This is a genomic window from Pseudomonas iranensis, from assembly GCF_014268585.2.
Lineage (GTDB): Bacteria > Pseudomonadota > Gammaproteobacteria > Pseudomonadales > Pseudomonadaceae > Aquipseudomonas > Aquipseudomonas iranensis.
The window spans coordinates 5,800,826-5,824,325 of the sequence record NZ_CP077092.1 but is presented as its reverse complement, the minus strand read 5'-3'; the positions used below and the strand labels follow the sequence as shown (position 1 = coordinate 5,824,325).

Annotated in this window: 18 protein-coding genes; 13 read left to right on the top strand and 5 right to left on the bottom strand. The window is 59.0% G+C overall.

Annotated features, from left to right (window positions below; translation table 11 throughout):
- Window positions 1-38 precede the first annotated feature (38 nt).
- From tkt to fba, 6 genes are all read left to right on the top strand, one after another.
- Window positions 39-2,036: a transketolase gene (gene tkt / locus HU724_RS26280; protein WP_024014622.1), complete on the top strand. Its 1,998-nt coding sequence runs from the start codon at window positions 39-41 to the stop codon at window positions 2,034-2,036.
- Between the two features lie 166 nt (window positions 2,037-2,202).
- Complete coding sequence (epd, locus tag HU724_RS26275; RefSeq protein ID WP_071173875.1) at window positions 2,203-3,255, top strand: erythrose-4-phosphate dehydrogenase; 1,053 nt, start codon at window positions 2,203-2,205, stop codon at window positions 3,253-3,255.
- Window positions 3,256-3,267: 12 nt separating this feature from the next.
- Window positions 3,268-4,431 carry a phosphoglycerate kinase gene (locus HU724_RS26270; protein WP_186569292.1) on the top strand — a complete coding sequence of 388 codons (1,164 nt, stop codon included), beginning with the start codon at window positions 3,268-3,270 and terminating at the stop codon, window positions 4,429-4,431.
- Between the two features lie 34 nt (window positions 4,432-4,465).
- Window positions 4,466-4,687 (top strand): hypothetical protein, encoded by a 222-nt coding sequence (locus HU724_RS26265; protein ID WP_186569291.1) that lies wholly within the window; start codon window positions 4,466-4,468, stop codon window positions 4,685-4,687.
- Between the two features lie 57 nt (window positions 4,688-4,744).
- Window positions 4,745-5,077 (top strand): MliC family protein, encoded by a 333-nt coding sequence (locus HU724_RS26260; RefSeq protein WP_122506109.1) that lies wholly within the window; start codon window positions 4,745-4,747, stop codon window positions 5,075-5,077.
- Window positions 5,078-5,329: 252 nt separating this feature from the next.
- Window positions 5,330-6,394 carry a class II fructose-bisphosphate aldolase gene (gene fba, locus HU724_RS26255; RefSeq protein ID WP_008081027.1) on the top strand — a complete coding sequence of 355 codons (1,065 nt, stop codon included), beginning with the start codon at window positions 5,330-5,332 and terminating at the stop codon, window positions 6,392-6,394.
- A 136-nt stretch (window positions 6,395-6,530) separates the two neighbouring features.
- On the opposite strand, the gene HU724_RS26250 is transcribed toward fba, so the two are convergent.
- Window positions 6,531-7,955: an IS1182 family transposase gene (locus HU724_RS26250; protein ID WP_217847179.1), complete on the bottom strand. Its 1,425-nt coding sequence runs from the start codon at window positions 7,953-7,955 to the stop codon at window positions 6,531-6,533.
- A 190-nt stretch (window positions 7,956-8,145) separates the two neighbouring features.
- Here HU724_RS26250 and HU724_RS26245 point away from each other — a divergent pair, with 190 nt between their 5' ends.
- The 3 genes from HU724_RS26245 to HU724_RS26235 all read left to right on the top strand — a co-directional run bounded on the left by HU724_RS26245 (window position 8,146) and on the right by HU724_RS26235 (window position 10,471).
- The gene (locus tag HU724_RS26245; protein WP_024014619.1) at window positions 8,146-8,409 is read left to right on the top strand and encodes a helix-turn-helix transcriptional regulator; all 264 of its coding nucleotides are present in this window, start codon (window positions 8,146-8,148) and stop codon (window positions 8,407-8,409) included.
- Complete coding sequence (locus tag HU724_RS26240) at window positions 8,399-9,688, top strand: type II toxin-antitoxin system HipA family toxin (RefSeq protein ID WP_225927646.1); 1,290 nt, start codon at window positions 8,399-8,401, stop codon at window positions 9,686-9,688. The genes HU724_RS26245 and HU724_RS26240 overlap by 11 nt, the downstream gene beginning before the upstream one ends.
- Before the next feature lie 411 nt (window positions 9,689-10,099).
- On the top strand, window positions 10,100-10,471 hold the full coding sequence (locus HU724_RS26235; RefSeq protein ID WP_186568943.1) for a DUF6124 family protein: 372 nt from the start codon (window positions 10,100-10,102) through the stop codon (window positions 10,469-10,471).
- 128 nt (window positions 10,472-10,599) lie between these two features.
- On the opposite strand, the gene HU724_RS26230 is transcribed toward HU724_RS26235, so the two are convergent.
- Both HU724_RS26230 and HU724_RS26225 read right to left on the bottom strand, forming a co-directional pair.
- Window positions 10,600-15,483, bottom strand: coding sequence for a hypothetical protein (locus HU724_RS26230; RefSeq protein ID WP_186568942.1), 4,884 nt, complete (start codon window positions 15,481-15,483; stop codon window positions 10,600-10,602).
- Between the two features lie 192 nt (window positions 15,484-15,675).
- The gene (locus tag HU724_RS26225; protein WP_186568941.1) at window positions 15,676-16,344 is read right to left on the bottom strand and encodes a polysaccharide lyase family 7 protein; all 669 of its coding nucleotides are present in this window, start codon (window positions 16,342-16,344) and stop codon (window positions 15,676-15,678) included.
- Window positions 16,345-16,656: 312 nt separating this feature from the next.
- Between HU724_RS26225 and HU724_RS26220 the strand changes: the two genes are divergently transcribed.
- From HU724_RS26220 to HU724_RS26210, 3 genes are read left to right on the top strand one after another with little or no spacing between them, the layout of a single operon-like run.
- Entirely contained in the window at window positions 16,657-18,780 is a 2,124-nt protein-coding gene (locus HU724_RS26220) for a putative bifunctional diguanylate cyclase/phosphodiesterase (RefSeq protein WP_186568940.1), read from the top strand.
- A 44-nt stretch (window positions 18,781-18,824) separates the two neighbouring features.
- Complete coding sequence (locus tag HU724_RS26215) at window positions 18,825-19,319, top strand: YgjP-like metallopeptidase domain-containing protein (protein WP_073476602.1); 495 nt, start codon at window positions 18,825-18,827, stop codon at window positions 19,317-19,319.
- Window positions 19,320-19,337: 18 nt separating this feature from the next.
- Window positions 19,338-19,634 carry a winged helix-turn-helix domain-containing protein gene (locus tag HU724_RS26210; RefSeq protein ID WP_003229005.1) on the top strand — a complete coding sequence of 99 codons (297 nt, stop codon included), beginning with the start codon at window positions 19,338-19,340 and terminating at the stop codon, window positions 19,632-19,634.
- Window positions 19,635-19,730: 96 nt separating this feature from the next.
- Here HU724_RS26210 and HU724_RS26205 read toward each other — a convergent pair whose 3' ends face one another.
- A complete protein-coding gene (locus HU724_RS26205) occupies window positions 19,731-20,183 on the bottom strand; it encodes a GNAT family N-acetyltransferase (protein ID WP_056786498.1) in 453 nt (150 codons plus the stop codon).
- 255 nt (window positions 20,184-20,438) lie between these two features.
- Here HU724_RS26205 and HU724_RS26200 point away from each other — a divergent pair, with 255 nt between their 5' ends.
- Complete coding sequence (locus HU724_RS26200; RefSeq protein WP_186568939.1) at window positions 20,439-21,176, top strand: substrate-binding periplasmic protein; 738 nt, start codon at window positions 20,439-20,441, stop codon at window positions 21,174-21,176.
- A gap of 92 nt (window positions 21,177-21,268) precedes the next feature.
- Here HU724_RS26200 and yccS read toward each other — a convergent pair whose 3' ends face one another.
- Complete coding sequence (gene yccS, locus HU724_RS26195) at window positions 21,269-23,443, bottom strand: YccS family putative transporter (RefSeq protein WP_076564406.1); 2,175 nt, start codon at window positions 23,441-23,443, stop codon at window positions 21,269-21,271.
- Window positions 23,444-23,500: the final 57 nt, after the last annotated feature.

Genomic DNA, 23,500 nt, shown 5'->3' with positions numbered 1-23,500 from the left:
TTTTCCGTTTCAGTCTATTCACACCCAGGAGATCAGCGATGCCTAGCCGTCGTGAGCGTGCCAACGCCATTCGTGCCCTCAGCATGGATGCCGTGCAAAAAGCCAACAGCGGCCATCCCGGTGCCCCTATGGGTATGGCAGATATTGCCGAAGTGCTGTGGCGCGACTACCTCAAGCACAACCCGAGCAACCCGTCGTTCGCCGACCGTGACCGCTTCGTGCTGTCCAACGGCCACGGCTCGATGTTGATCTACTCGCTGCTGCACCTGACCGGCTACGACCTGTCGATCGACGACCTCAAGCAGTTTCGTCAACTGCACAGCCGCACTCCAGGCCACCCGGAATTCGGTTACACCCCGGGCGTCGAAACCACCACCGGCCCGCTGGGTCAGGGTCTGGCCAACGCCGTCGGTTTCGCCTTGGCGGAAAAAGTCATGGGCGCGCAGTTCAACCGTCCCGGCCACAACATCGTTGACCACCACACCTACGTGTTCCTCGGTGATGGCTGCATGATGGAAGGCATTTCCCACGAAGTCGCCTCCCTGGCCGGCACGCTGGGCCTGGGCAAGCTGATTGCCTTCTACGATGACAACGGCATTTCCATCGACGGTGAAGTCGAAGGCTGGTTCACCGATGACACGCCGAAGCGTTTCGAAGCCTACAACTGGCAGGTGATCCGCAACGTCGACGGCCACGATCCGGAAGAGATCAAGACCGCCATCGAAACCGCACGCAAGAGCGCTCAACCGACGCTGATCTGCTGCAAGACCACCATCGGTTTCGGTTCGCCGAACAAGCAGGGCAAGGAAGATTGCCATGGCGCCCCACTGGGTGACGCGGAAATCGCCCTGACCCGTCAGGCGCTGAACTGGAACCACGGCCCGTTCGAAATCCCGGCCGAGATCTATGCCGAGTGGGATGCCAAAGAAGCTGGTCGCGCGGTTGAAGCCGAGTGGGATCAGCGTTTCGCCGCTTACTCCGCTGCATTCCCGACTGAAGCCAACGAGCTGATCCGTCGTCTGAGCGGCGAGCTGCCGGCCGACTTCTCGGAAAAAGCCTCGGCCTACATCGCCGAAGTCGCGGCCAAGGGCGAAACCATCGCCAGCCGCAAAGCCAGCCAGAACACCCTCAACGCTTTCGGCCCGCTGTTGCCGGAAATGCTCGGCGGTTCGGCTGACCTCGCCGGTTCCAACCTGACCCTGTGGAAAGGCTGCAAAGGCGTCAGCGCTGAAGATGCCAGCGGCAACTACATGTACTACGGCGTGCGCGAGTTCGGCATGACCGCGATCATGAACGGCGTCGCCCTGCACGGCGGTCTGGTGCCTTACGGCGCGACCTTCCTGATGTTCATGGAATACGCACGCAACGCCGTACGCATGTCGGCTTTGATGAAGAAGCGCGTGATCCACGTCTACACCCACGACTCCATCGGTCTGGGCGAAGACGGCCCGACGCACCAGCCGATCGAGCAATTGACCAGCCTGCGCAGCACGCCGAACCTCGACACCTGGCGTCCAGCCGACGCCGTGGAATCGGCAGTGGCCTGGAAAAACGCCTTGGAGCGCAAGGACGGCCCATCGGCGCTGATCTTCTCGCGGCAGAACCTGCAGCACCAGGAACGCGATGCTGGCCAGATTGCCAACATCAGCCGTGGTGGTTATGTGCTCAAGGACTGCGCAGGCGAGCCTGAGCTGATCCTGATCGCCACCGGTTCGGAAGTCGGTCTGGCGGTTCAAGCCTTCGACAAACTGACCGAGCAGGGCCGCAAGGTTCGCGTGGTCTCCATGCCGTGCACCAGCGCGTTCGATGCTCAGGATGCGGAGTACAAGCAGTCGGTTCTGCCGTTGCAGGTCAGCGCACGTATCGCCATCGAAGCGGCCCACGCCGACTTCTGGTTCAAGTACGTGGGTCTGGAAGGTCGCGTGATCGGCATGACCACCTACGGTGAGTCGGCGCCGGCTTCGGCATTGTTCGAAGAGTTCGGCTTTACCTTGGAAAACATCCTCGGTCAGGCTGAAGAGCTGCTGGAAGACTAAATCTGACAGTTGTGTTGTCCGGGCTGACGCCTTCGCGAGCAGGTCGAGTCGTCGCACCGTCGCTCCCACATTGGAATGCATTTCCCTGTGGGAGCGAGCCTGCTCGCGAAAGCATTGGTTCAGGCAACATCGCACTGCATGATTCACCACGGTAATCGAGAACCCCATGCCTCAACCGCGTCCCTACAAAGTTGCACTCAACGGCTACGGCCGCATTGGTCGTTGCGTCTTGCGGGCGTTGTTCGAGCGCGGCGCGCAGGCCGGGTTTGAAATTGTCGCGATCAACGATCTGGCCGACATGGCCAGCATCGAATACCTGACACGCTTCGACTCCACCCACGGCCGTTTTCCCGGCGAAGTGCGGGTTGAAGGCGATTGTCTGCATATCAATGGCGACTGCGTGAAGGTCTTGCGCAGTGCCACCCCTGAAGGCATCGATTGGGCGTCGCTGGGCGTCGATCTGGTGCTGGAATGCTCCGGCGCTTACCACACCCGTGCCGATGGCCAGCGTTTTCTCGATGCCGGCGCGCCGCGTGTGCTGTTCTCGCAGCCGATGGCCAGCGAAGCGGATGTCGACGCCACCATCGTCTACGGCGTCAACCAAGACTGCCTGACCGGCGACGAGCTGCTGGTGTCCAACGCCTCGTGCACGACAAACTGCGGCGTGCCGCTGCTGCGTCTGCTCGATCAGGCGATCGGTCTGGATTACGTGTCGATCACCACGATTCACTCGGCGATGAACGATCAACCGGTGATCGACGCCTATCACGACGAAGACCTGCGTCGCACGCGGTCGGCGTTCCAGTCGGTGATCCCGGTGTCCACTGGTCTGGCGCGTGGTATCGAGCGCCTGCTGCCGGAACTTGCCGGGCGAATTCAGGCCAAAGCCGTGCGCGTGCCGACAGTCAACGTGTCCTGCCTCGACATCACGATGCAGACCGCCACCGCGACTGACGCCAACGAGGTCAACCGGATCCTGCGCGAAGCCGCCACCAGCGGCCCGCTCAAAGGCCTTTTGGCCTACACCGAGTTGCCGCACGCCAGCTGTGATTTCAACCATGACCCACATTCGGCCATCGTCGATGCCAGTCAGACCCGTGTTTCCGGCCCCAAACTGGTGAACATCCTGGCCTGGTTCGACAACGAGTGGGGTTTTGCCAACCGAATGCTGGACGTTGCAGACCACTATCTGCAAACAGCAACTTCAAAAAAACCGTAGGAAGTGCGACCCATGACCGTGTTGAAGATGTCCGACCTCGATCTGCAAGGTAAGCGCGTATTGATCCGCGAAGACCTCAACGTCCCCGTCAAGGACGGTGTTGTCACCAGCGACGCGCGCATCCTGGCTTCGCTGCCGACCATCAAGCTGGCCCTGGAAAAAGGCGCGGCAGTGATGGTCTGCTCGCACCTGGGCCGTCCTACCGAAGGCGAATTCTCCGCCGAAAACAGCCTGAAACCTGTCGCCGACTACCTGAGCAAAGCGCTCGGGCGCGAAGTGCCGCTGGTGGCTGATTACCTCGGCGGTGTCGAGGTCAAGGCCGGCGACATCGTGCTGTTCGAAAACGTGCGCTTCAACAAGGGCGAGAAAAAGAACGCCGACGACCTGGCCCAGCAATACGCGGACCTGTGCGACGTGTTCGTGATGGATGCTTTCGGTACTGCTCACCGCGCCGAAGGTTCGACCCACGGTGTAGCGAAGTTCGCCAAAGTTGCCGCTGCCGGCCCGTTGCTGGCCGCTGAACTGGACGCACTGGGCAAAGCCCTGGGCGCACCGGCCAAGCCAATGGCGGCCATCGTCGCCGGCTCCAAGGTCTCGACCAAACTCGACGTGCTCAACAGCCTGAGCCAGATCTGCGATCAACTGATCGTCGGCGGCGGCATCGCCAACACCTTCCTCGCTGCCGCCGGTCACCCGGTAGGCAAATCGCTGTACGAACCGGACCTGCTCGACACCGCCCGTGAAATCGCGGCGAAAGTCAGCGTGCCGTTGCCGGTTGACGTCGTGGTCGCCAAAGAATTTGCCGAAAGCGCTGAAGCGACTGTCAAGCTGATCGCTGACGTCGCCGCTGACGACATGATCCTCGACATCGGCCCGCAAACCGCGGCCAACTTCGCCGAGCTGCTGAAGTCGTCGAAAACCATTCTGTGGAACGGCCCGGTCGGCGTGTTCGAGTTCGATCAGTTCGGCAACGGCACCAAAGTGCTGGCCCAGGCCATTGCCGAAAGCTCGGCATTCTCCATTGCTGGCGGTGGCGACACCCTGGCGGCGATCGATAAATATGGCGTGGCTGAGCAAATCTCCTACATTTCCACCGGTGGTGGCGCGTTCCTCGAATTCGTCGAAGGCAAGGTGCTGCCTGCCGTTGAAGTCCTGGAAAGCCGGGCCAAGGCCTGAGGCCGCCCGTTTGGCCAGGCAAAGGAGTGTTCACATGGTCAAGTCGTTAGCGCTGTTGTTGCTGACCGGTACGCTGGCGGCCTGCGGGAGCACCCCGAAGGCTGACGCCACGCCAGCACCGAGCGAACCGCAGAAGGGCTGTTATCAGGCCGACTGGCAGGCCGAAACCAACCCGGTGCTGAACAAACGCTCGGGTCCGGACGGCCTGGACAAATACGAGACGCAAACCCCGGCCAAGGAACATGGTTGTCCTTGACGGGTCTGATTCTTTAACTCAGGGCTGGCGGCATGCGTCGTCAGTCGAGGAACACGGATGAAAGGCTTGATCGCCGTTGCGGCGTTGGCATTGTTGGGTGGTTGCGCGCAGTTGAACCTGTTTCAGTCGTCGGCCCCGGCAGACAACTGGACGACCTGGACCTGCGACAGTCAGGCCAAGGTGTTGTGGCGTTACGTCGATGCCGGCCAGAAGGAAGTCGACGTTCGCCTCGGCGGCGGTGATCAGGTCTATCGCCTGAAAGAAGAGCCGGGCGCCTCGGGCACGCTGTACAGCGATGGCATGCTGGCGTTTCACGTCAAGGGTGACGAAGGCCTGGTGTACTGGGTCGCCACCAATGACCTGATTGGCCGTGGTTGCAAGGCGCAGTAATTGACACACCACAGTTCTACTGTGGGAGCGAGCCTGCTCGCGAAAGCGGTCTGACAGGCACTGCATCAGCGACTGCAAGATTGCTTTCGCGAGCAGGCTCGCTCCCACAGGGGATCTGTGTAGTTATCAGGAATTGGCTTTACCGAATCACCAGTCCGGGCCTCAACCCCCGATCTGCATTAACTTGAATAGCCGCCGCCGCTCCGGCAGGCTGGTACGATCAACGACCCTCAACCGGGAGAGACACACACAATGGCACTTATCAGCATGCGCCAGATGCTGGACCACGCAGCCGAGTTCGGCTACGGCGTTCCAGCTTTCAACGTCAACAACCTTGAGCAGATGCGCGCCATCATGGAAGCCGCTGACAAGACTGACTCTCCGGTGATCGTCCAGGCTTCGGCCGGCGCCCGCAAATACGCCGGCGCACCATTCCTGCGTCACCTGATCCTGGCCGCGATCGAAGAATTCCCGCACATCCCGGTGTGCATGCACCAGGACCACGGCACCAGCCCTGACGTCTGCCAGCGTTCGATTCAACTGGGCTTCAGCTCGGTGATGATGGACGGCTCGCTGGGCGAAGACGGCAAGACCCCGACCGACTACGACTACAACGTCCGCGTTACCCAGCAAACCGTCGCCATGGCGCACGCCTGCGGCGTTTCGGTAGAAGGCGAGCTGGGCTGCCTGGGTTCGCTGGAAACCGGTATGGCCGGTGAAGAAGACGGCATCGGCGCCGAAGGCGTTCTGGATCACAGCCAGATGCTGACCGACCCGGAAGAAGCCGCTGACTTCGTCAAACGCACCCAGGTCGATGCCCTGGCCATCGCCATCGGCACCAGCCACGGCGCCTACAAATTCACCAAGCCACCTACCGGCGACGTGCTGGCGATCGACCGCATCAAGGAGATCCACAAGCGCATTCCGAACACCCACCTGGTGATGCACGGCTCGTCCTCCGTGCCACAAGAATGGCTGGCGATCATCAACCAGTACGGCGGCGACATCAAAGAAACCTACGGCGTACCGGTTGAAGAAATCGTCGAAGGCATCAAGCACGGCGTGCGCAAGGTCAACATCGACACCGACCTGCGTCTGGCGTCCACCGGCGCAATGCGTCGCCTGATGGCCACCAACCCGAGCGAATTCGACCCACGTAAATTCTTCGGCGCCACTGTGACTGCAATGCGTGATGTGTGTATTGCGCGTTATGAAGCGTTTGGTACTGCCGGTAATGCTTCGAAGATCAAGCCGATCTCGCTCGAAGCGATGTACCAGCGTTATCTGAAGGGTGAGTTGAACGCGAAGGTCAACTGAGCCTGAGTGTTGAGCTGATTGAAAAGAAACCCGCCGAGACAGACTGTGTGAAAACGCACTGATGGTGGTTCCAGCAAACGCCCCGACTTGTTCGGGGCGTTTGCTTTTGTGCTCACAGCAAACGAAAAAAGGCGTTTCAGCCCATCAGCGCCATCATCTGGCGCACGCCCAACACGTTAATTGCTCTTTTCAGGTTGTAGGCGTTCACCGCCAAGGCCATTTCAGCTCTCGCGCCTTCAAGCTGTCGCAGCAAGAAGCGAGCGTTACCAAATAACCACTGTTTAAGGTTGCCGAAGGGATGTTCGACGATGGATCGTCGACTGACCATCATTTCGGGATGTGCCTGCATTCGCTGCTCCATTCGCTCGAAAGCCTGTTCGTGCAGATGGCGCGAGATGTATCGGCGTTTGGCGTCGGTGCACTTCGCTTTAATCGGGCAGCTTGCGCAGTCGCTGACCTTCGCTTGGTAGATCCGGCCTTTGTTGCTGATCTGCTTAAAGATCAGCCATTTTCCGGCAGGGCATTGATATCGATCTTGCGACGCATCGTAGGCAAATGCTGTTCGATCGAAAAATATCTGCTCCTTGCCGCAGGAGTTGAGTGATCGCGCCACAGGCACATAAGCCGTGATGTTCTCATCCTCACATGCCTGGAACTGCTTGCCATTGGAGTAGCCCGCATCCGCGGTGACCGTCAGTTCATCTTGTGAAAGTTGTTCCTTGGCGGCCTTGGCCATCGGTTCAAGTTGCTTGCGATCATCGCTGTCCTGAGTCACTTCATGATGCACGATCATGCAGTTTTCAGCGTCCACGGCTGTCTGCACGTTGTACCCGACCCGAGGCCCTTTGTGCGTTCGCAGCATTCGCGCATCGCTTTCGTGGGTATTGAATTGCTCAAGCTCCATGGATTTCATCAGCGCCTGGCACGTCAAGTTATTGGAATGCCTGACTTTAAGTTGCGCCAAAGTCGCCTTGATTGCATTGCGGTCACTCTTCTCGCCGGCTTCGGTTTTATCTGCCTCGTCCAGCTCTGCCAAATAGTGGGCGATGCGCTTCTCCAGCTTCTGCTCTTGATGTTGGAGCCGCTTCAAATTCATATGACGCCGTGAAGAGGCGACCGCCTGAAATTTGCTGCCATCAATGGCCACCAACTCGCCGGTTATCAGCCCCGCTGAGCGGCAAAACTGCACGAAGGCCCGGCACGTCGCGATGAAAGCAGCTTTGTTGTCTTTACGGAAATCGGCGATGGTCTTGAAATCAGGCTTGAGTCGATTGATCAGCCACATCACTTCGACGTTGCGCTGGCACTCGGCTTCGAGCCGTCGTGATGAGCGAATCCGCTGGAAATAGCCGTAGAGGTAGAGTTTGAGCTGATCCGCTGGATCGTAAGAGGGACGGCCGGTGCTTTTGGGAAGTGCTTTATCAAAGCCCAGTCGAGCCAGATCCAGCTTGGCAACGTAAAGATCGATAACGCGAACGAGGTGATCCTCGGGGATCAACTCTTCCAGCGAGACCGGAAACAGGCTGATCTGGCTGCGGGACTGTCCCTGGATGTAGGCCATAACGAAAAATGCTCCGTATCTTTCGATACGGAGCATTTTCTTTGAGCGCTGCGCAGATTGCTAGGTTTTCACACAGTCTGGAGAGGCGGGTTTTTTGTGGCGGAAACGTTGTGACGAGACATCGGCATCCTTTTTCTTGAAATGTCACCCAAAGTGGACTTTACTAGCGTTAACCTATTTTAAGTCCGATATGGGTGACATTTTGCTTCTCGATAATCCAGCAACGTTTGCCCAGCGTATTCGCCAATTGCGCAAAGCCAAGGGCTACAGTCAGGCGCTGCTTGCGCATAGGGCTCATTGCAGCCGCAAAACCATAATCGATCTCGAAGCAGGCGAAAACGTCGCTTTTTATACGGTGTTTAGAGTTATTGCCGCGTTAGGCATGGCGTTGGAGATTGTCGATAACCGAATCGATCTCAAATCACTCGCCGAATTGGTGGAGCATGATGAGTAAGGTGAAACGACTGGATGTCATGACGCCTCAGGGCCATTCGGGCGAGTTGTCCAAAGGTTCGCAGTTTTCTTTCGCTTACCAGTTAGCGTCGCCCCTTAGGGAAGTTTCCCTGGTCATGCCCTATGACCCGACACCGTCGGTGAGCAGCATATTGCAGCCCATCTTCGATATGAATGTGCCTGAGGGATATCTGGCTGACCAAATCAAGCGGCGCATGGCCAAGCATATGCAAGTGGATGAAATGCGCCTGTTGTCCGTGATTGGCGGTAATCAGATCGGTCGCCTCACGTATGAGAATCCAATAGAACCTCCAGGCTCTGTTCGTGCGCAGGTCGGCCTGCGGGAGATCCTGTCGGCGGAGACCTCTCAGCATGTTTTCGGTTTTCTGGTAGAAACCTACTTCGAGTCGGGCATTTCAGGTGTTCAGCCCAAGGTTCTGGTGCCCGATCTGGACAAACTGACTGGTAGTCGAAAAACCATGATCAGCTCCGACCTTATTGTCAAATCAGGAGCGGAAGAGTATGAGCACCTGGCTCAAAACGAGTTTCTTTGTCTGGAAGCAGCGCGGCTGGCTGGACTGCACACGCCGCCTTTCTGGCTCTCCGATAACGGTGAGCTGTTTGTCATGGAGCGTTTTGATCTGACGGCGTCTGATCGCCTTGGCTTTGAAGACATGGCGGTACTGCTGGGGTTAAACAAGGATCCCCACGATAACTATAAATATTCGCAGAGCTACGAAACCCTTGCTGCAGTGATCCGTCAGGTATGCAGGCATGCCGACCCGATACGAGAACTGGAGCGATTTTTTTCATCCGTTTGTCTTTCAGTCATGGTGCGTAACGGCGATGCGCATTTGAAAAACTTCGGAGTGACCTACACGCACCCTGCGGCCACTGAAACGGTGCAGTTGGCGCCGGTATACGATGTCACTACCACCACCGTATACGAGAACTACAACCCCAGGACCGGGCGATCGCTGGTTGACCGTACTCTCGCCATCAAGATGAACAAGGCCAAAGCTTATCCGGATCGTCAGCAATTGATTGAGTTTGGTCGTAAACACTGCGCTGTGGATAAGCCAGCACTGATCGTCGAACGGATAGCCGAGGCAATGAGTCAGGCGCTTTTGATTCACCGACCACGGATAGACGTTGAATTGTTTGCAGGGATGCAACGCGAATGGGACACCGGGCGCATGGTTGCGTTGAATGACTCGGTCGGTTCAGGTTTGAAGCGTCATCCTTTATCAGGCGGCAGAAAAGAAAAGTCTGATAAATGATAAGCGGTGTACCGCTGCCGTGACATTTGCTCCTCAAAGTCGCGTATACGCGACATTTCCCCAAGGCAGCGGCCCGCATGTTTAAAAGCTCGTCCTACAGACGCGGCGTCTGAGGTGGAGATTTCCGACATGTTGCGTCGGTTGTTCGTCGGAAGCGCGGTGGACAGGCTCTACAGGTCACTGCAAATTCAGCGGCCGGGCGTCGCAGTCCGTTCTCTCTCTTGGTGCATAATCGCCGCCCCGAATCACAACGCCTCGGTTTTGTTGTTCGGTCGATGGTGGCTGTGCGCGGAATACCCTCGGGTATGCCGGGTTTCCAAGTGATCCGGTCTGCGACCCCGCGTACAGCTGCCTCCTTCCATCGCGTCGCAGCGATCAGTGGCAGCTCAATGCATCACTTGGAGTTTCACGATGATCAAACCCACACCCAATCCGCCTGAAACCGAAACCTCCCCCTACGAATCCCTCGACTCCAGAAAGCTGCACGACGCCGCCGAACGTGCGCTCGATCATTACCTGAAACCGAACGGCAGCGGGCAAAAGCCGCGCACCCCCAGTGCGATGTTCCAGATCGTCGGTGATATGGACAACGAGAGCCTGCTGGCCCACGCCTGTGAATCCCTTGCATCGGCGAGCGTCATGACCAGTGACATTGCCGCGCATGTCGAGAGCCCGCAGCGCCATACGATTCTGGCGATTGCGCAGATCATCATGCTGGCGGAGCTGGCGGTGAACCGGGTGCTGGATAACGTCGAAGTGGCACAGTCTGCGGCGCCCAGCTGAGTTTGCCGGACTGGGCCTGCTGGCGATCGCAGTGAGTCAGTCGGCAAACAGGCTCAATATCCTCCGTCATCGCGAGCGGGCACACTCCCGTAACGAGTGCGCCCGCAGCAACTCGACCCTATCACTCGTCAGGTTGCAGAGCCGGATGGCCCCGCTTGCGGCAGATTCTGTATCAGCCCCAGCCGGTTGACGCGATCGGCCACCGTTGGAACCGTCATCCTGAATTCGCCTTTGGCGTTGACGTACTTCATCCATGATTGAGCATGGATATCGTTATCGAGTGCGAACTTGACGGTGGCGTATCGGTTCCGGTTTTCCGATTGCAGAGAAAGCTGGTACCAGTCGCGAAAGTGCTGGTCCGTGATGTTCGTGTATTTACCCTCGGGACCTTTTTGCAGCTTTATAGCCCGGATAGTACCTGGGACGGTCAGCTCGCCTTTTTTTGTCACGAACTTGCTCCACATCAACGGGTGAAGGCGGTGAGTACTGGCGAACGTCTCCGCAGCCTCCCTGGTGGGTTGATTCATGGAAAGCCATATCTGAAAAAGCTCGTCCGTCAGCCTCTCGTATTGTCCGGGCCTGAGCATCGAGTAGCCGAGCGTATTGATTTCTCCAGTGTTTTTTTTCACGAATTTGTTCCAGCTCCGTGCCGGAATGTTGCGCTCGTTGAAAAAGGGTACGGGGTCGAGAGTATGCAAGGGATTTGCGGACTGAGCATTGGCAGTGATTCGTGCATCCCATTCCCTGAGCGCCTTGACGACCCTGCTATCGGCCTTGGGTGCGCCTCCAGGTAGCCGATTCAGCGTATCGAGTGTCCAGAGCTGATTGGTCATCCTGCGTAGCCGAAAAGAGGTGAGCGCTCCACTCGGTGTCAGCACGGGGGCAACCAACCCATTGGGATCGTAGAGATTGAATGAGTTCTGAATGCGCAATACCTGCTCTTCACCTTTCGCACCGGTGCTGCGTACCAGCAAGATATTGGATGGGGTGCGATAGATGCCCGAACCTTCGGCCAGAGATGAACCGGCGGGAATACCGCCCGCGACTGCCAGACGGGAGTTTTCCTGGAGAAAGGCTTTCTGGTAGCCCGTCAGGTCCGCCAGTGTTGTGCTTTCGGCCGGTCTGATCAGCAACTGCAGCGGTTTGATGCCGATACCTGTGGCGCGAGCAACGCCGGTGAGCTGAGTGGTGGCCGTTGCGACTTCGATCAATGTTCGATTTGCCGCCCCGCGACGGACAATCAGCCCGGCGACGTTTTGTCCCAGGCTACGCAGGGCATGGACGGTGCTGCGACCCACTCCGCCCAGCCATTTCATCGCGGATGAAGCCATCTGTCCGCTCCAGGGCAAAGCGCCCAGTACCGTGGTCACCACCTCGATCCCAAACATCACCTGGTTGAACCGAGACTGGTCAAGCAATTCTTCATTAGTCACGCTTTCAGCGTTGGTCCTGGCTAGCAGGTGAAGATAGTTTTGCCGATAAAGCCCGGCAAACACATCGCCTGTATAAGCGACGAGGCGGTGATTGAGCAGGCGGGTTTTGGGCGGTAATCTTGCCTGGAGCCAAGTCTGCCAGGCGGCGCCACGCATCAGTCGGGGCAAGTCGGTTTCGCTGGCGAGTTCGCGCAGGTCCATGCCATCAGGCGCGCTCGGGGTATACAGCACTCGCAAGTCGGTGTTGGCTGCGGACAGAATCAACACGCCGTTCACGCTTTGCCCGCCGCGGCCATCGGGGGCATTACCGGTGGGATTGACCACCAGAGCGTTGGCTATGACCGCTTGCCCATCGACCTGGACGCGTTTCTCGGGATCTGGAGAAGACAGAACTGCCGACATCCATGCGGCGGCAGTCTTTTGCCTATTGTCGCTGTGCAACACCGTGCTGTATGCGTCCGGGCTCAACCGTGCGAACAAGGCCGCGTAGCCAAGTGTCGCCGCCTGAGTCGCCATCCAGGCTTTTTGCAAGGCTTGGCCTTCGGTGGTGGCGGCCTGCGGAGCGAGGTGTTTGTCGAGCACATCCTGCGCATATCGGTGACCGATGTTCAGCGCCTTGACCCATTGTTCAAGGCATTGTTTGTCCAGCGTGACGGCTTTTCCATTGGCGTCACGCACCCAAACACCCTTCGATGTGGTCAGTGTGGCCTCCAGCAGATGTTCTTCACTCCAGGAAAGACTCTTCTGCCAGGGCTGATTATTTTTCAGCAGCAGATTGGTCAGACTCATGCGTGTGCTCGCGACGCTTTCATGCACCGATGCAAATCCTGATTGGATGCCGGCTCCGACGCGGGTTCGGGTAGTGCGGATCACCAAGGTCTGATCCGGATCAATGCCCTCAGGGTAGGCAGCGCGGACCCGTTCATCCGCACCCTTTTCTGCGAGGAAGGCACGAATTTTCAGCAATACCTGTGCCTTGGCATATTCGGCGATGGTCGGCACAAGCGCTTTCCATTGCTGGCTGAGTTGCAACTGTTTTTCCCCCGCTGTCCGGGCCAGATTCTGCAGCGCCGTACGATCGGCCTGACTGAGGCGCTTTTCCCAGTCCGCCTGCCAGTGATCCAGCAAGAGGCGGTTACGCGCCATGAACGCTCCGGCCATATCCAGCAGTTCGAGCATCTGCGGGCGGGCGTTGCCTTCGCGGTCCGACTCGCCATGGGCCAGACCCATGAGGGTATCGATGTCGGACTGCTGTTTGTCCAGCAGCGTCTGGATGCCGTCGGCAACAAAGTCGTCCTCTATCGGCGCAAAGGTAGAGCGCAGATCACTGCCCCACAGGCCACTTTTCATGTGCTGCACCGCCAGCGGCAAGCCGCTGGCAAATAATTTCCCGACTTCGTCGCCGGCATTGATGCGCGCTACGAGCATGTCACGTAATGCTTGCAGATTCGGCAGCTCTTCAAAGCCTTGCTGCGGCGTATACAGCACGACAAGTCCGGCGCCGCTGCTGCCACTCAGGCCCAGCGTGCTCAGGCTCTTGTGGCCATAGGGCCAATGCGGCAAAACCGGGCTGGAGCCGTCGTTCGAGGTCAGGATGAAACTGCCTGCCAGACGTGCGCCTTCGGCGCTGGCGGTATTCACTGTCAATCGATAGATACCGGGGCGCGCGCCAGGCTTGAAATGCGCCTCCCGGCGAGCGAGGGTCGGAAAACCCAGAGCGCGGTCGATCAGCAGTTTGGCCTGGGGGCTTAACGTCTGATCGGCTGAGCGCAGGCAAGCCTGAACGTTCAGCGCCTGGCGGTGCAGGTCGATCAGGCGCGCCTGTGGGCACGCCAGCTCTGCCGCTAACGGCGTTTGCCAGTAGTCGCGGACTTGCTCGGTCATACGGGCTTGCAGAGCGTCAGCCAATTGCGTCAGCGAACCGTTTTGCACGATCTGCTCGGCTTCGTCGCAGACGGTGGGGCTACTGAATACGCCCTCACTGACAGGGTCGGCCTCTGCTTGCGGCCCTGCTTCATGCTCCTCGGCTGGCAGCTTGGCGTTTTCCCAAAGCAATAAAGCGCGTAATGCCTCAAGCAAGGGGCGCGACGACTCGAACTGACGAAGACCGTCCGCGCCGGTGCGATAGCGGGTCACGTAGAGCGCCGCTGGTTCGATGTCGGCAGGCAGCTGTGCAAAGGTCTCGTTGAGCAGGGAGGAAAGCGCGTTTTTCAAACAAGGATGTTTCTGCTCTTCAAGTACATCGCCGATTTGCTGATTGAGTGCGTTCCACTGCTGAATCAGGCGTGTCTGCTGTTCAGCGTCGGGCAAAGTGTGGGCGAGAGCGGTGACTTTGGTCGGCTCGGCGCTTACGGGCAGCCGTGCGAGCAAGTCAGGACTGCCGTTGAGGGGTAGCGTCAACGCGGTCTGCAACTGCTTGGTCAAGGCGTCGAAGGTGACAGGAGAACCGCTTAACGCATGATCGACTTCGGCATCCTGCTGCTGCCGTCGCTTTTTCAGGAAGGCATTGAATACGTCGTCGGTAACCGCGGTGTAGCGCAAACGCTGCCCCTGCTTCATTTCTTCGCTGGCCCGGGTTCGGTTATTGAACGCAACGTTGTCGAGCAGCAACATTTTTTCCGGATCAGCCACCAGACGCCGCCGCAGAAAATTCTCCATGGCGTTGAAGTGCTCGAAGACTTCGACGCCGAATTGCGGGGTGTACAGCACGGTCGGACGAGTCCCATGCAATCGCTCGGTGATGATGAAGCAGCCGCTCAGCAGTGCCGACCATTCGGGCTCGTCACTGGAGTGGAGAGTAATGCTGACCACCTGCGCGGGCGTGGCGGTTCGCGTGGTCTCGTGGAGTACGAGGTTTTCGATCAGTTGCCTGCCTTCGGTCATCACCTGCAGGTGCGTGCGGATGTTGTCGGCTGTCGTTTGCAGCGACTGGTCTCCAGGCTTTTTCTGCAATGCCTGCTCAGCCTGGATAAGTTGTTGCCGGGCATCATGCAGTTTCAGATCCGCTTCGAGCCTGAACATCACACGTTGCTTTTGGCTCACGGCCTCAAGGACTGTCAGGGCGCCAGTGGTGGCATGGGGCGAAGACCAGAAAACATCGAGCGCTCGCCAGTACAGCAACGAACTGTCTTCTTGCAGGTCGCGGATCAGGGTATTCACGGCTGCGACTTGCAGGGCAGTGATCTCGTTGTCGCGGCCCGTATCGTACGCATGTGGGTAAAAGCCCACGGCCCTGTCGACCAGGCCGGTTGGCGGCTCTTTCTCGAGGGCGGTAGGTATTTTCTGACTGACAATAGCTTCGTGAAGGGCCTGTGTCAGGTTGCGCGTTCGCGTCAGGCGGCGCACTCGCGCAGCGCCACCCGGAGCATCGGGCGCGGGCCTGTCATAGACATATTCGTTAAGAAAAACCGCGTCAGGGTCCGGCGGGTTTTCAGGCACGAGCGCCGCCAGGCCCTTGCGCAAATGAGCGGCCATTACCGTGGCGAGAGTTGGCTGCGCATCCAGAAGATGTTTGATGGCGGTGGCGCAGAGCGCCAACCGGCGCAGCGTGTCTTCGGCAGAATCGAGAGGGGGAGTCATCACCCGGATTTCCTTTCAGGTTGATTGCCGTGCAGCCCGCCGCGACGGACGACGCTGCACACGAATCGATTATTCGATTCGCCCTAACCTAAAGACTCCCGGGAACGGACCCGGCATACATAACTACTACATCGCGCCTCTTGCTGTTGCCGCTTGTGTCGGCAAGCTTTGCCGGGTCCGCTGCCTGTCGTGTCACTTGTTGTGATCAATATCCAGCTTCGAAAACATCACCTGCCCACCCTCACTGGTGTACCCGGTGTTGTCCTGCACGTACACCCCGGCCTTGAAGTACAACGGCTTGTCACGCCACGTCGCGCTGATCTGTGAATCCCACTGATAACCTGCCGCACTCACGCCCAGCGCGCCACCAGGGCTCAAGTGAATGAGGTAGTTGAATTCGCGATCGAGCTTGATCCCGGTGGCGAGGGTGATGACGCGGCTTTCGGCGTCGTCCGGGCGCATGCGCACTTTTATCACCAGATTGCCGGTCTGGGTTTTTTCCTTGTACTGATATTCGAGCTTGACCATTGGCCGCTGGCTCTCGTACGCATGAATCTGGCCGATGACGATCTTGCCGGAGCTCGGCACCTTGTTCACCGTGAGAGTGGCGCGCAGCAGGTTGTCGGCGTCCGGGTAGTACCAGTTGCGCAGGGTGCCGTTGCTGTAGGTTTCGCGCAGTTCGGTACGCGGGTAGATGGCGTTTTCGGTTTTCGAGCCAGTCACCGGGGACCAGAAGAACAGGGTGCCGGTGTCGGAATGGAAGTACTGATCCTTGAAGCCATCCACCAGTTTCGAGGTTTCGACGGTGTACGGCGGGCTGCCAACAGGAACGCTGAGGTTCCAGGTTGCGAGGTCGATCATGACGGTTCTTCCAATCAATTCATCCGGAACGCCGGTGCCAGAAGCTCTAGCCCGCGCGTTTTCGGGCGTCTTTATAAGCGTAGCGGCAATTTTTGTTAATGCCCGCCCGGCGATTACTTGACGTCAAAGTCCTGTCGAAATGCCATCCTTCCCGGTTTTCGGGGGCTGTAGCGGTGACCGTTAGTCGGTTCGATGGAACATTGGCCAAATGATGGCGTGACGACAGCTTCTGCTTTGCGGCATCCGCGTCTAGAGTGAAGGCTCAGTACGTCTATGGTTTTGCCGGCAACCGGTCCCGATAAGAGAAGCAGCATGGAATGCGCGCAACCCCAGCCAGGTGAAGGCAGCTCGGTCCTTTTGATCGTCGATGATTACCCCGAAAACCTGATCAGCATGCGCGCGTTATTGCAGCGTCAGGATTGGCACGTGATGACCGCCGCCTCGGGTTTCGAGGCACTGAACCTTTTGCTCGAATACGACATCGATCTGGTCCTGCTCGATGTGCAGATGCCCGGCATGGATGGTTTCGAGGTTGCGCGGCTGATGCGCGGCAGCCAGCGCACGCGCCTCACGCCGATTATCTTTCTCACCGCCAACGAGCAATCTCAGGATGCCGTGATCAAGGGCTATGCCAGCGGTGCGGTGGATTACCTGTTCAAGCCGTTCGATCCGCAAATCCTCAAGCCCAAGGTCCAGGCGCTGCTCGAGCACCAGCGCAATCGCCGTGCCTTGCAACGCCTCAGTCATGACCTGGAAGTGGCGCGCGCCTTCAATGCCTCGGTGCTGGACAACGCCGCCGAAGGCATTCTGGTGCTGAGCGAGGACGGCGTGATCCGCTTCGCCAACCCGGCGATTTCGCGACTGCTCAACGCGCCGGTGAAGGATCTGGAAGGCAAGGAGTTTCTCGATTTCCTGCAGAAGCCACACATTCCCCTGTGGGCCGATTCCGAGTTCTACTCCGGCTACCAACGTGGCGAAACCCTGCGCCTGCATGATGCGTTGTTGCGTACTGCGCCGGGGCAGCAAGTGCCGGTGGCATTGTCCTGCGCGCCGCTGCCCTCGGAGCAGCACGCGATGGTGGTGACGGTGCTGGACATGTCGGTGGTGCGTCACTTGCACCAGCAACTGGAGTTCCAGGCCGTGACCGATCCGCTGACCGGGCTGCTCAATCGGCGCGGGTTCTACCAGACCGTGGAAAACCTGCTGTTGCGCGGGGAACGCAGCGACAGCAGCTGGGTGTTGCTCTACCTCGATCTCGATGGCTTCAAACGGGTCAATGACTCCCTCGGCCATGACGCCGGCGACCGCGTGTTGCGCTGGGTCTCCGAACAATTGAAGGCGTGCCTGCGACCGTTCGATATTCTCGCGCGCATGGGCGGCGATGAATTCACCGCGCTGCTGGATCTGGAGTTCCCTGAGCAAGCGGCGAAGATTGCCGAAAAACTCATCGAACGGGTATCGGTTTGTCAGCAGATCGAAGGCCTGGATATCGTCCTTGGCGCCAGTATCGGTATCGCTACTTATCCCGACTGTGGCCGTAACCTCGACGGCTTGCTGCGCGCCTCGGACATTGCCATGTACGAAGCCAAGCGTGCCGGCCGTCAGCAATATCGCTTCTATGATCATGAAATGAACGGCCGCGCACGCTCGCGTCTGATGCTTGAAGACAGCGTGCGCGAGGCCATCGAGAATCGCGATTTCAATCTGGTCTATCAGCCGCAGGTGGCGATCGGCAGCGGACAGATCCGTGGTTTCGAAGCGTTGCTGCGCTGGCAGCATCCGAGTGTCGGCGATGTGCCGCCGGGGTTGTTTCTGCCGTTGCTGGAAGAGGCGCGCTTGATCAGTCGCCTCGGCAGCTGGATCTATCACCGTGGCGCCGGCCAGCGCAAAGCCTGGGAAACCTTGTTCGCTGAAGATCTGGTGCTCGGCGTAAGCCTGAGCAATACCCAGTTCGGCCTGCCGAATCTGGTCACTGAATTGCGCCAGGTCATGGAACGCCATGCGCTGCAACCGCGGCAACTGGAAGTCGAGGTCACCGAAGAAGCGTTGATGCAAAACCCGGACGAAACCCGCAAGCAACTGCGGCTGCTGCGTCATCTCGGGGTGCGCGTGGCGCTGGATGATTTTGGTTCGGGGCCGTGCTCGCTGGCGCATTTGCGTGATCTGGAACTGGACACGCTCAAGCTCGACCGCCACCTGATCGCGCGCTTGCCGGACTCGCCACGTGATGCGGCGCTGGTGCGCATGGTCATCGATCTGTGCAAGCAATACGGTCTGCTGGTGATTGCCGAAGGGGTGGAAACCCTCGAGCAATATCAGTGGCTGCAAGCCCATGGCTGCGAATACGTGCAGGGCTTCCTCGTCGCGCGGCCGTTGATCGCCGAAGACGCGGTCAGCTTCGTTGAACCGTTTGACTGGAGCGCGTTGCCCGGTTGAATTCGCTACACTGGCGGACCTTTTTCGAACCGCGTCGCTCGTCCATGACTGTGTTGAAGTACCTCCAGGCCTACCCCGCACAATTGCAGGATCAGGTGCGCCAACTGATTGCCGAAGGGCGCCTGGGTGAATACCTGAATCAGCGCTATTCAGGGCGACACGACGTGCAGAGCGACAAGGCCTTGTACAGCTACGCGCTGGATCTTAAGCAGCAGTACATGCGCAATGCGCCGGCCATCGACAAAGTGCTGTTCGACAACCGCCTCGACCTGACCCACCGCGCGCTCGGTCTGCACAGCACGGTGTCACGGGTGCAGGGCGGCAAGCTCAAGGCCAACAAGGAAATCCGCATCGCCGCGCTGTTCAAGGACGCCGCGCCGGATTTTCTGAAGATGATCGTCGTGCACGAGCTGGCGCACTTCAAGGAATCGGACCACAACAAGGCGTTCTATAAACTGTGCGAGCACATGCTGCCGGGGTATCACCAGATCGAGTTCGATCTGCGCGTGTACCTGACGTGGCGGGATATGCAGGCTTGACCAATCAGGAAGGTGTGGATGGACGTCAGCAAGACCAAAAGCAGTTTCTATCGCCGTTTGTACGTGGCCTATCTGATCGACAGTGGCCTGGCGCCGAGTGTGCCGGCGTTGACCGAAGTCACCGGCATGCCTCGACGCACCGCCCAGGACACGATTGCCGCGCTGGCCGATCTGGATATTGTCTGTGAATTCGAACAGGAGGAGGGCGCGCGCAATCATGCGGGGCGCTATCGGATTCGTGAGTGGGGAGCGATTGATCGCGGGTGGATCGAGCGCAATTTGCGGCAGATAAAAGCGGTGCTGGAATACCCCTGATTTCTGCGCCGACGGTTCTTACGCCTTCGCGAGCAGGCTCGCTCCCACAATGGATATACATTCCCTGTGGGAGCGAGCCTGCTCGCGAAAGGGCCCTCAAGAACGACGCATGCCGATGTGCGGAATGTCATCCTCGAGATATTCCTCGCCGACTGCGACAAACCCGTACTTGCCGTAATACCCCTGCAAATGCGCCTGCGCCGACAGATAGATCGGCACCTGCGGCCAGTGCTTTTCGGCCTGCTTCAGCGCCTGTTCCATCATCGCGTGGCCCAACCCTTTGCCACGGCCGGCGGGCGCCGTCACCACGCGGCCAATCACCACGTCGCCGCCCTGGGATTCCGGGTCCAGCAGGCGCAGATAAGCCATCAGCTGATCATCCTCCCAACCCATCAGGTGATGGGTATCGCCCTCCAGATCCTGGCCGTCGAGGTCCGGATAAGCACATTTCTGTTCGACCACGAATACGTCAGAGCGCAGCTTCAACAGGGCGTACAACTGCTCTTTGCCCAGATCACGATGATGTTTGCAGATCCACTCGATTGTCATTTTCCGATTCCTTGACCATGTCGCCCGATACTAAGCGCAGCAGCGCCGTATGTCTGTATGGCGCAACAGTCTGTGATAAAGGTCAAAATGCCACTATTCCTTTCTCACGCTGGCTGCGACTTTGTGTAATCTGCTCAAGAGCACTGTCCACTGGCTCCCATGAGCTAATGTTCAATGCTTGGGTTTTGCCGGTAAGGGGTCTTGGGTTTTGACGTGAAACCACGTCGGGCGGTTGCCCGCTGAGGATGTTCAAGCATGCTGCGATTGCTTCAAGCCGTTGCTTTGATCGGACTGCTGGTGCTCGGCCAGGATGCTGCGGCGCAGAAGCTGCGGCTGGCGTTCGATAACTGGCCGCCGTTTACCGACGATGCATTGGTCAACGGTGGACTGGCCACCGACATTGTCAGCACCGCACTGGCTCGCGCCGGTTATGCCAGCGGTTACGAGCAAGTGCCGTGGGCGCGCGCATTGCTGGGGATTGGCGAGGGGCGTTACGACGTGCTGGTCAATGCCTGGTACAACGACGAGCGCACGCAGATCGGCCAGTTTTCCGGTGAGTACCTGATCAACCGCATCCGCTTCCTCAAGCGCAAAGACGCACCCATTGAATACAACAGCCTCGAGCAATTGCACACCTATCCGATCGCGGTGGTGCGCGGCTATGCCTATTCCGTCCCGTTCGATGCCGACACGGCGATGCAGAAAGTGCCCGTGCACAACTTCGCCATGGGCGTGCGCATGCTCGCGGCGGATCGGGTCAAGCTGACGCTTGAGGATGAGTACGTAGCGAAGTATTACCTGGCCCGGGAATCGGCCAAGGTGCGCAATTCGGTGGAGTTTTTACCCAAACCGTTGAGTGAAAACAGCCTGCATATTCTGGTCAGCCTGAAGAATCCGCAGCATGAGCAGATCGTCGCCGGGTTTGACCGGGCGATTGCAGCGATGAAGGCTGACGGGACTTATGAGAAGTTATTGCGGCGGCATGGAATGTAGTTGGGAGCTACAAGCGGCAAGCGGCAAGCGGCAAGTTAGAAGCCGGGTAGCGTTTGGCTTGTAGCTTGTAGCTTGTAGCTTGTAGCTTGCAGCTAGACCTCTTTGATCAAATGCGCCGCCAATGTCCGAAGCGGTCCCAACTGTCGGCAAATCAGCGCCAACTGCGTCTGCACCAACCGCTGCCCTTCATCGATTTCATCCGGCATCTGTTCCAGCTCATTGGCCAGCGCTTCTTCTTCATCACTCTGAATTGCAATCGGCTGCTTGCTCGCAAGGCCTTGAGCGATTTCGTCGATGCTGGTCGCCAGTTTCACCCCGGCGCCTTCGATCAGATGCTCGCGCACATCCGCCGGCAGTTGCGTTTCACGGTGCGCACCGAGCCCGGACAGGTAACTGAGCAAAGTGTGCGACAGCACCAGGAAGCGGAAGCCGACATCCGCCTCCTTACGGAAATGCCCCGGCTCCATAAGCATGTTCGCCAGTGTTGTCGACAGCGCCGCATCGGCGTTATGCGCGTTGCGTCGGGCCAGGCGATAGGCGAGGTCGTCGCTCTTGCCGGCGGCGTATTGCTGCATGATCTGGCGCAGGTAGATGCTGTTGCAGGTCAGGGTGTTGGCCAGCACTTTGTTCAGGCGCCGGCCCTGCCAGTCCGGCAGGAACAGGAACACCGCCAGACCCGCAATCAAACTGCCGAGCAAGGTATCGAACAGCCGTGGCAGGAACAGCCCGTAGCCGTCGCCGACCTGATTGAAGCAGAACAGCACCATGATCGTGATCGCCGCCGTCGCCAGGGTGTAGCGAGTGGTGCGATTGGTGAAGAACACCACGCCGGCAGCAATGGCGAAGCACGATTGCACTACCGGGTTGGGGAACAGATCGAACAGCGCCCAGGCCACCGTCAGGCCAATGGCCGTGCCGATGATCCGCTGGCCGAGTTTGCGCCGGGTGGCGCCGTAATTCGGCTGGCAGACGAACAGCGTGGTGAGAATGATCCAGTAGCCTTGCGACGGGTGGATCAGGTGCACCATGCCGTAGCCGATGCTCAGTGCCAGCGGCAGGCGCAGGGCATGGCGGAACAGCAGCGAGGTCGGCGTCAGTTGCGTGCGCAGGCGAATCCACACGTCCTTGAGATTGCGCGGTGAACGGTCGAGCAGGCTGCTGTCGGTGGCGTCCGCCAGAGCATCGGGGTTACTGGCGTCGCTGAGCAGGCGGTCGAGGGTGCCGAGGTTGGCCGCCAGGGCGCGCAGCGAGCGCAGCAGGCCGCGCCATGCCGGGTTGCTCTGGATGCGCAAGTGTTCGAGGGAGGCATGCAGGTCGTTCAGGGCTTCGGCGAAACTGGCGTCGTAGATGAACGGCTGGCGCATCTGGATTGACTCGGCCAAGGCCCGGCAGGCCTTGCCTTGCTGGCGCAGCAGGCGCTGGCAGCGGAACAGCACGTCACTGTGGAAGAACGCCTCGGCCAGCGCGTTGTAAGGGTAATGCGAAGAGCTGGCGCGTTCGTGGATGTCCTGGGCGAGGAAATACAGCTTCAGATAACGGCTGACTTTCGAGCCCGGTCGACCGTTGCCGACCCGGTGCAGGATGATTTCCTTGGCCGTGTTGAGTGCGGCGACCACGCGGCCATTCTGCTGCGCCAGTTCGAGGCGGCGGGCTTCGACATCCATCTGCCGGATCGGCTCGAACAGCGAGGATTTCAGCTTCAGGTACAGGCCCAGTTCACGGAACAGGCGCGCCAGACTTTGCTGCACCGGTTGATTGGAAAACAGTGCCTGCCACAGCACCGAGAGCAGGCCGTACCACGCCGCGCCAGCGACCAGCAGCATCGGTTCATGCCAGAAATCGGTAACCGCGCCGCCGCGCTGATCGACGCCGATCATCGTGTACACCGAGAGAATCAGCGTCGCCGAGGCGATCGCACCGTAACGCTCGCCCAGCGCGCCGAGCATGGTCAGACCGAAACTGGCCAGCGCCAGGGCCACGGCGAAAATGATCGGGTAGGGAAAGAGCAATTCCACCGACAGCGCGGCGATGCTGAAACACACCAGCGTCACCGCCAGAGCGTTGAGACGACCCTGCCAACTGTCGTCGGTTTCGGCCAGGGCGCTGGCGATGATGCCGAGGAACAACGGGATCAGCAGGCCCATTTCATCCTGATACCAGCACAGCGCCATGCTGCCGGTCAGGGCGATGAATACCCGCACGCTGTAGCTGAATTTATCCAGCGCCCACAGGCGCCGCAAAGACTGACGAAACGAGGTCGAGGACATGAAGTGCGAAGGCCTTCCGAGGCGATGCCGCTAAATTGAGCCAGTAATGACGCCGAC

What these genes read in the sequence shown, in the direction of transcription:
- HU724_RS26265 (WP_186569291.1), top strand. Translation starts at nt 4,466, where the DNA reads ATGGTCAAGTCGTTAGCGCTGTTGTTGCTGACCGGTACGCTGGCGGCC.
- HU724_RS26240 (WP_225927646.1), top strand. Translation starts at nt 8,399, where the DNA reads ATGATGAGTAAGGTGAAACGACTGGATGTCATGACGCCTCAGGGCCAT.
- HU724_RS26260 (WP_122506109.1), top strand. Translation starts at nt 4,745, where the DNA reads ATGAAAGGCTTGATCGCCGTTGCGGCGTTGGCATTGTTGGGTGGTTGC.
- epd (WP_071173875.1), top strand. Translation starts at nt 2,203, where the DNA reads ATGCCTCAACCGCGTCCCTACAAAGTTGCACTCAACGGCTACGGCCGC.
- HU724_RS26220 (WP_186568940.1), top strand. Translation starts at nt 16,657, where the DNA reads ATGGAATGCGCGCAACCCCAGCCAGGTGAAGGCAGCTCGGTCCTTTTG.
- HU724_RS26245 (WP_024014619.1), top strand. Translation starts at nt 8,146, where the DNA reads ATGGGTGACATTTTGCTTCTCGATAATCCAGCAACGTTTGCCCAGCGT.
- yccS (WP_076564406.1), bottom strand. Translation starts at nt 23,443, where the DNA reads ATGTCCTCGACCTCGTTTCGTCAGTCTTTGCGGCGCCTGTGGGCGCTG.
- HU724_RS26230 (WP_186568942.1), bottom strand. Translation starts at nt 15,483, where the DNA reads ATGACTCCCCCTCTCGATTCTGCCGAAGACACGCTGCGCCGGTTGGCG.
- fba (WP_008081027.1), top strand. Translation starts at nt 5,330, where the DNA reads ATGGCACTTATCAGCATGCGCCAGATGCTGGACCACGCAGCCGAGTTC.
- HU724_RS26200 (WP_186568939.1), top strand. Translation starts at nt 20,439, where the DNA reads ATGCTGCGATTGCTTCAAGCCGTTGCTTTGATCGGACTGCTGGTGCTC.
- HU724_RS26235 (WP_186568943.1), top strand. Translation starts at nt 10,100, where the DNA reads ATGATCAAACCCACACCCAATCCGCCTGAAACCGAAACCTCCCCCTAC.
- HU724_RS26210 (WP_003229005.1), top strand. Translation starts at nt 19,338, where the DNA reads ATGGACGTCAGCAAGACCAAAAGCAGTTTCTATCGCCGTTTGTACGTG.
- HU724_RS26215 (WP_073476602.1), top strand. Translation starts at nt 18,825, where the DNA reads ATGACTGTGTTGAAGTACCTCCAGGCCTACCCCGCACAATTGCAGGAT.
- HU724_RS26250 (WP_217847179.1), bottom strand. Translation starts at nt 7,955, where the DNA reads ATGGCCTACATCCAGGGACAGTCCCGCAGCCAGATCAGCCTGTTTCCG.
- HU724_RS26270 (WP_186569292.1), top strand. Translation starts at nt 3,268, where the DNA reads ATGACCGTGTTGAAGATGTCCGACCTCGATCTGCAAGGTAAGCGCGTA.
- HU724_RS26225 (WP_186568941.1), bottom strand. Translation starts at nt 16,344, where the DNA reads ATGATCGACCTCGCAACCTGGAACCTCAGCGTTCCTGTTGGCAGCCCG.
- tkt (WP_024014622.1), top strand. Translation starts at nt 39, where the DNA reads ATGCCTAGCCGTCGTGAGCGTGCCAACGCCATTCGTGCCCTCAGCATG.
- HU724_RS26205 (WP_056786498.1), bottom strand. Translation starts at nt 20,183, where the DNA reads ATGACAATCGAGTGGATCTGCAAACATCATCGTGATCTGGGCAAAGAG.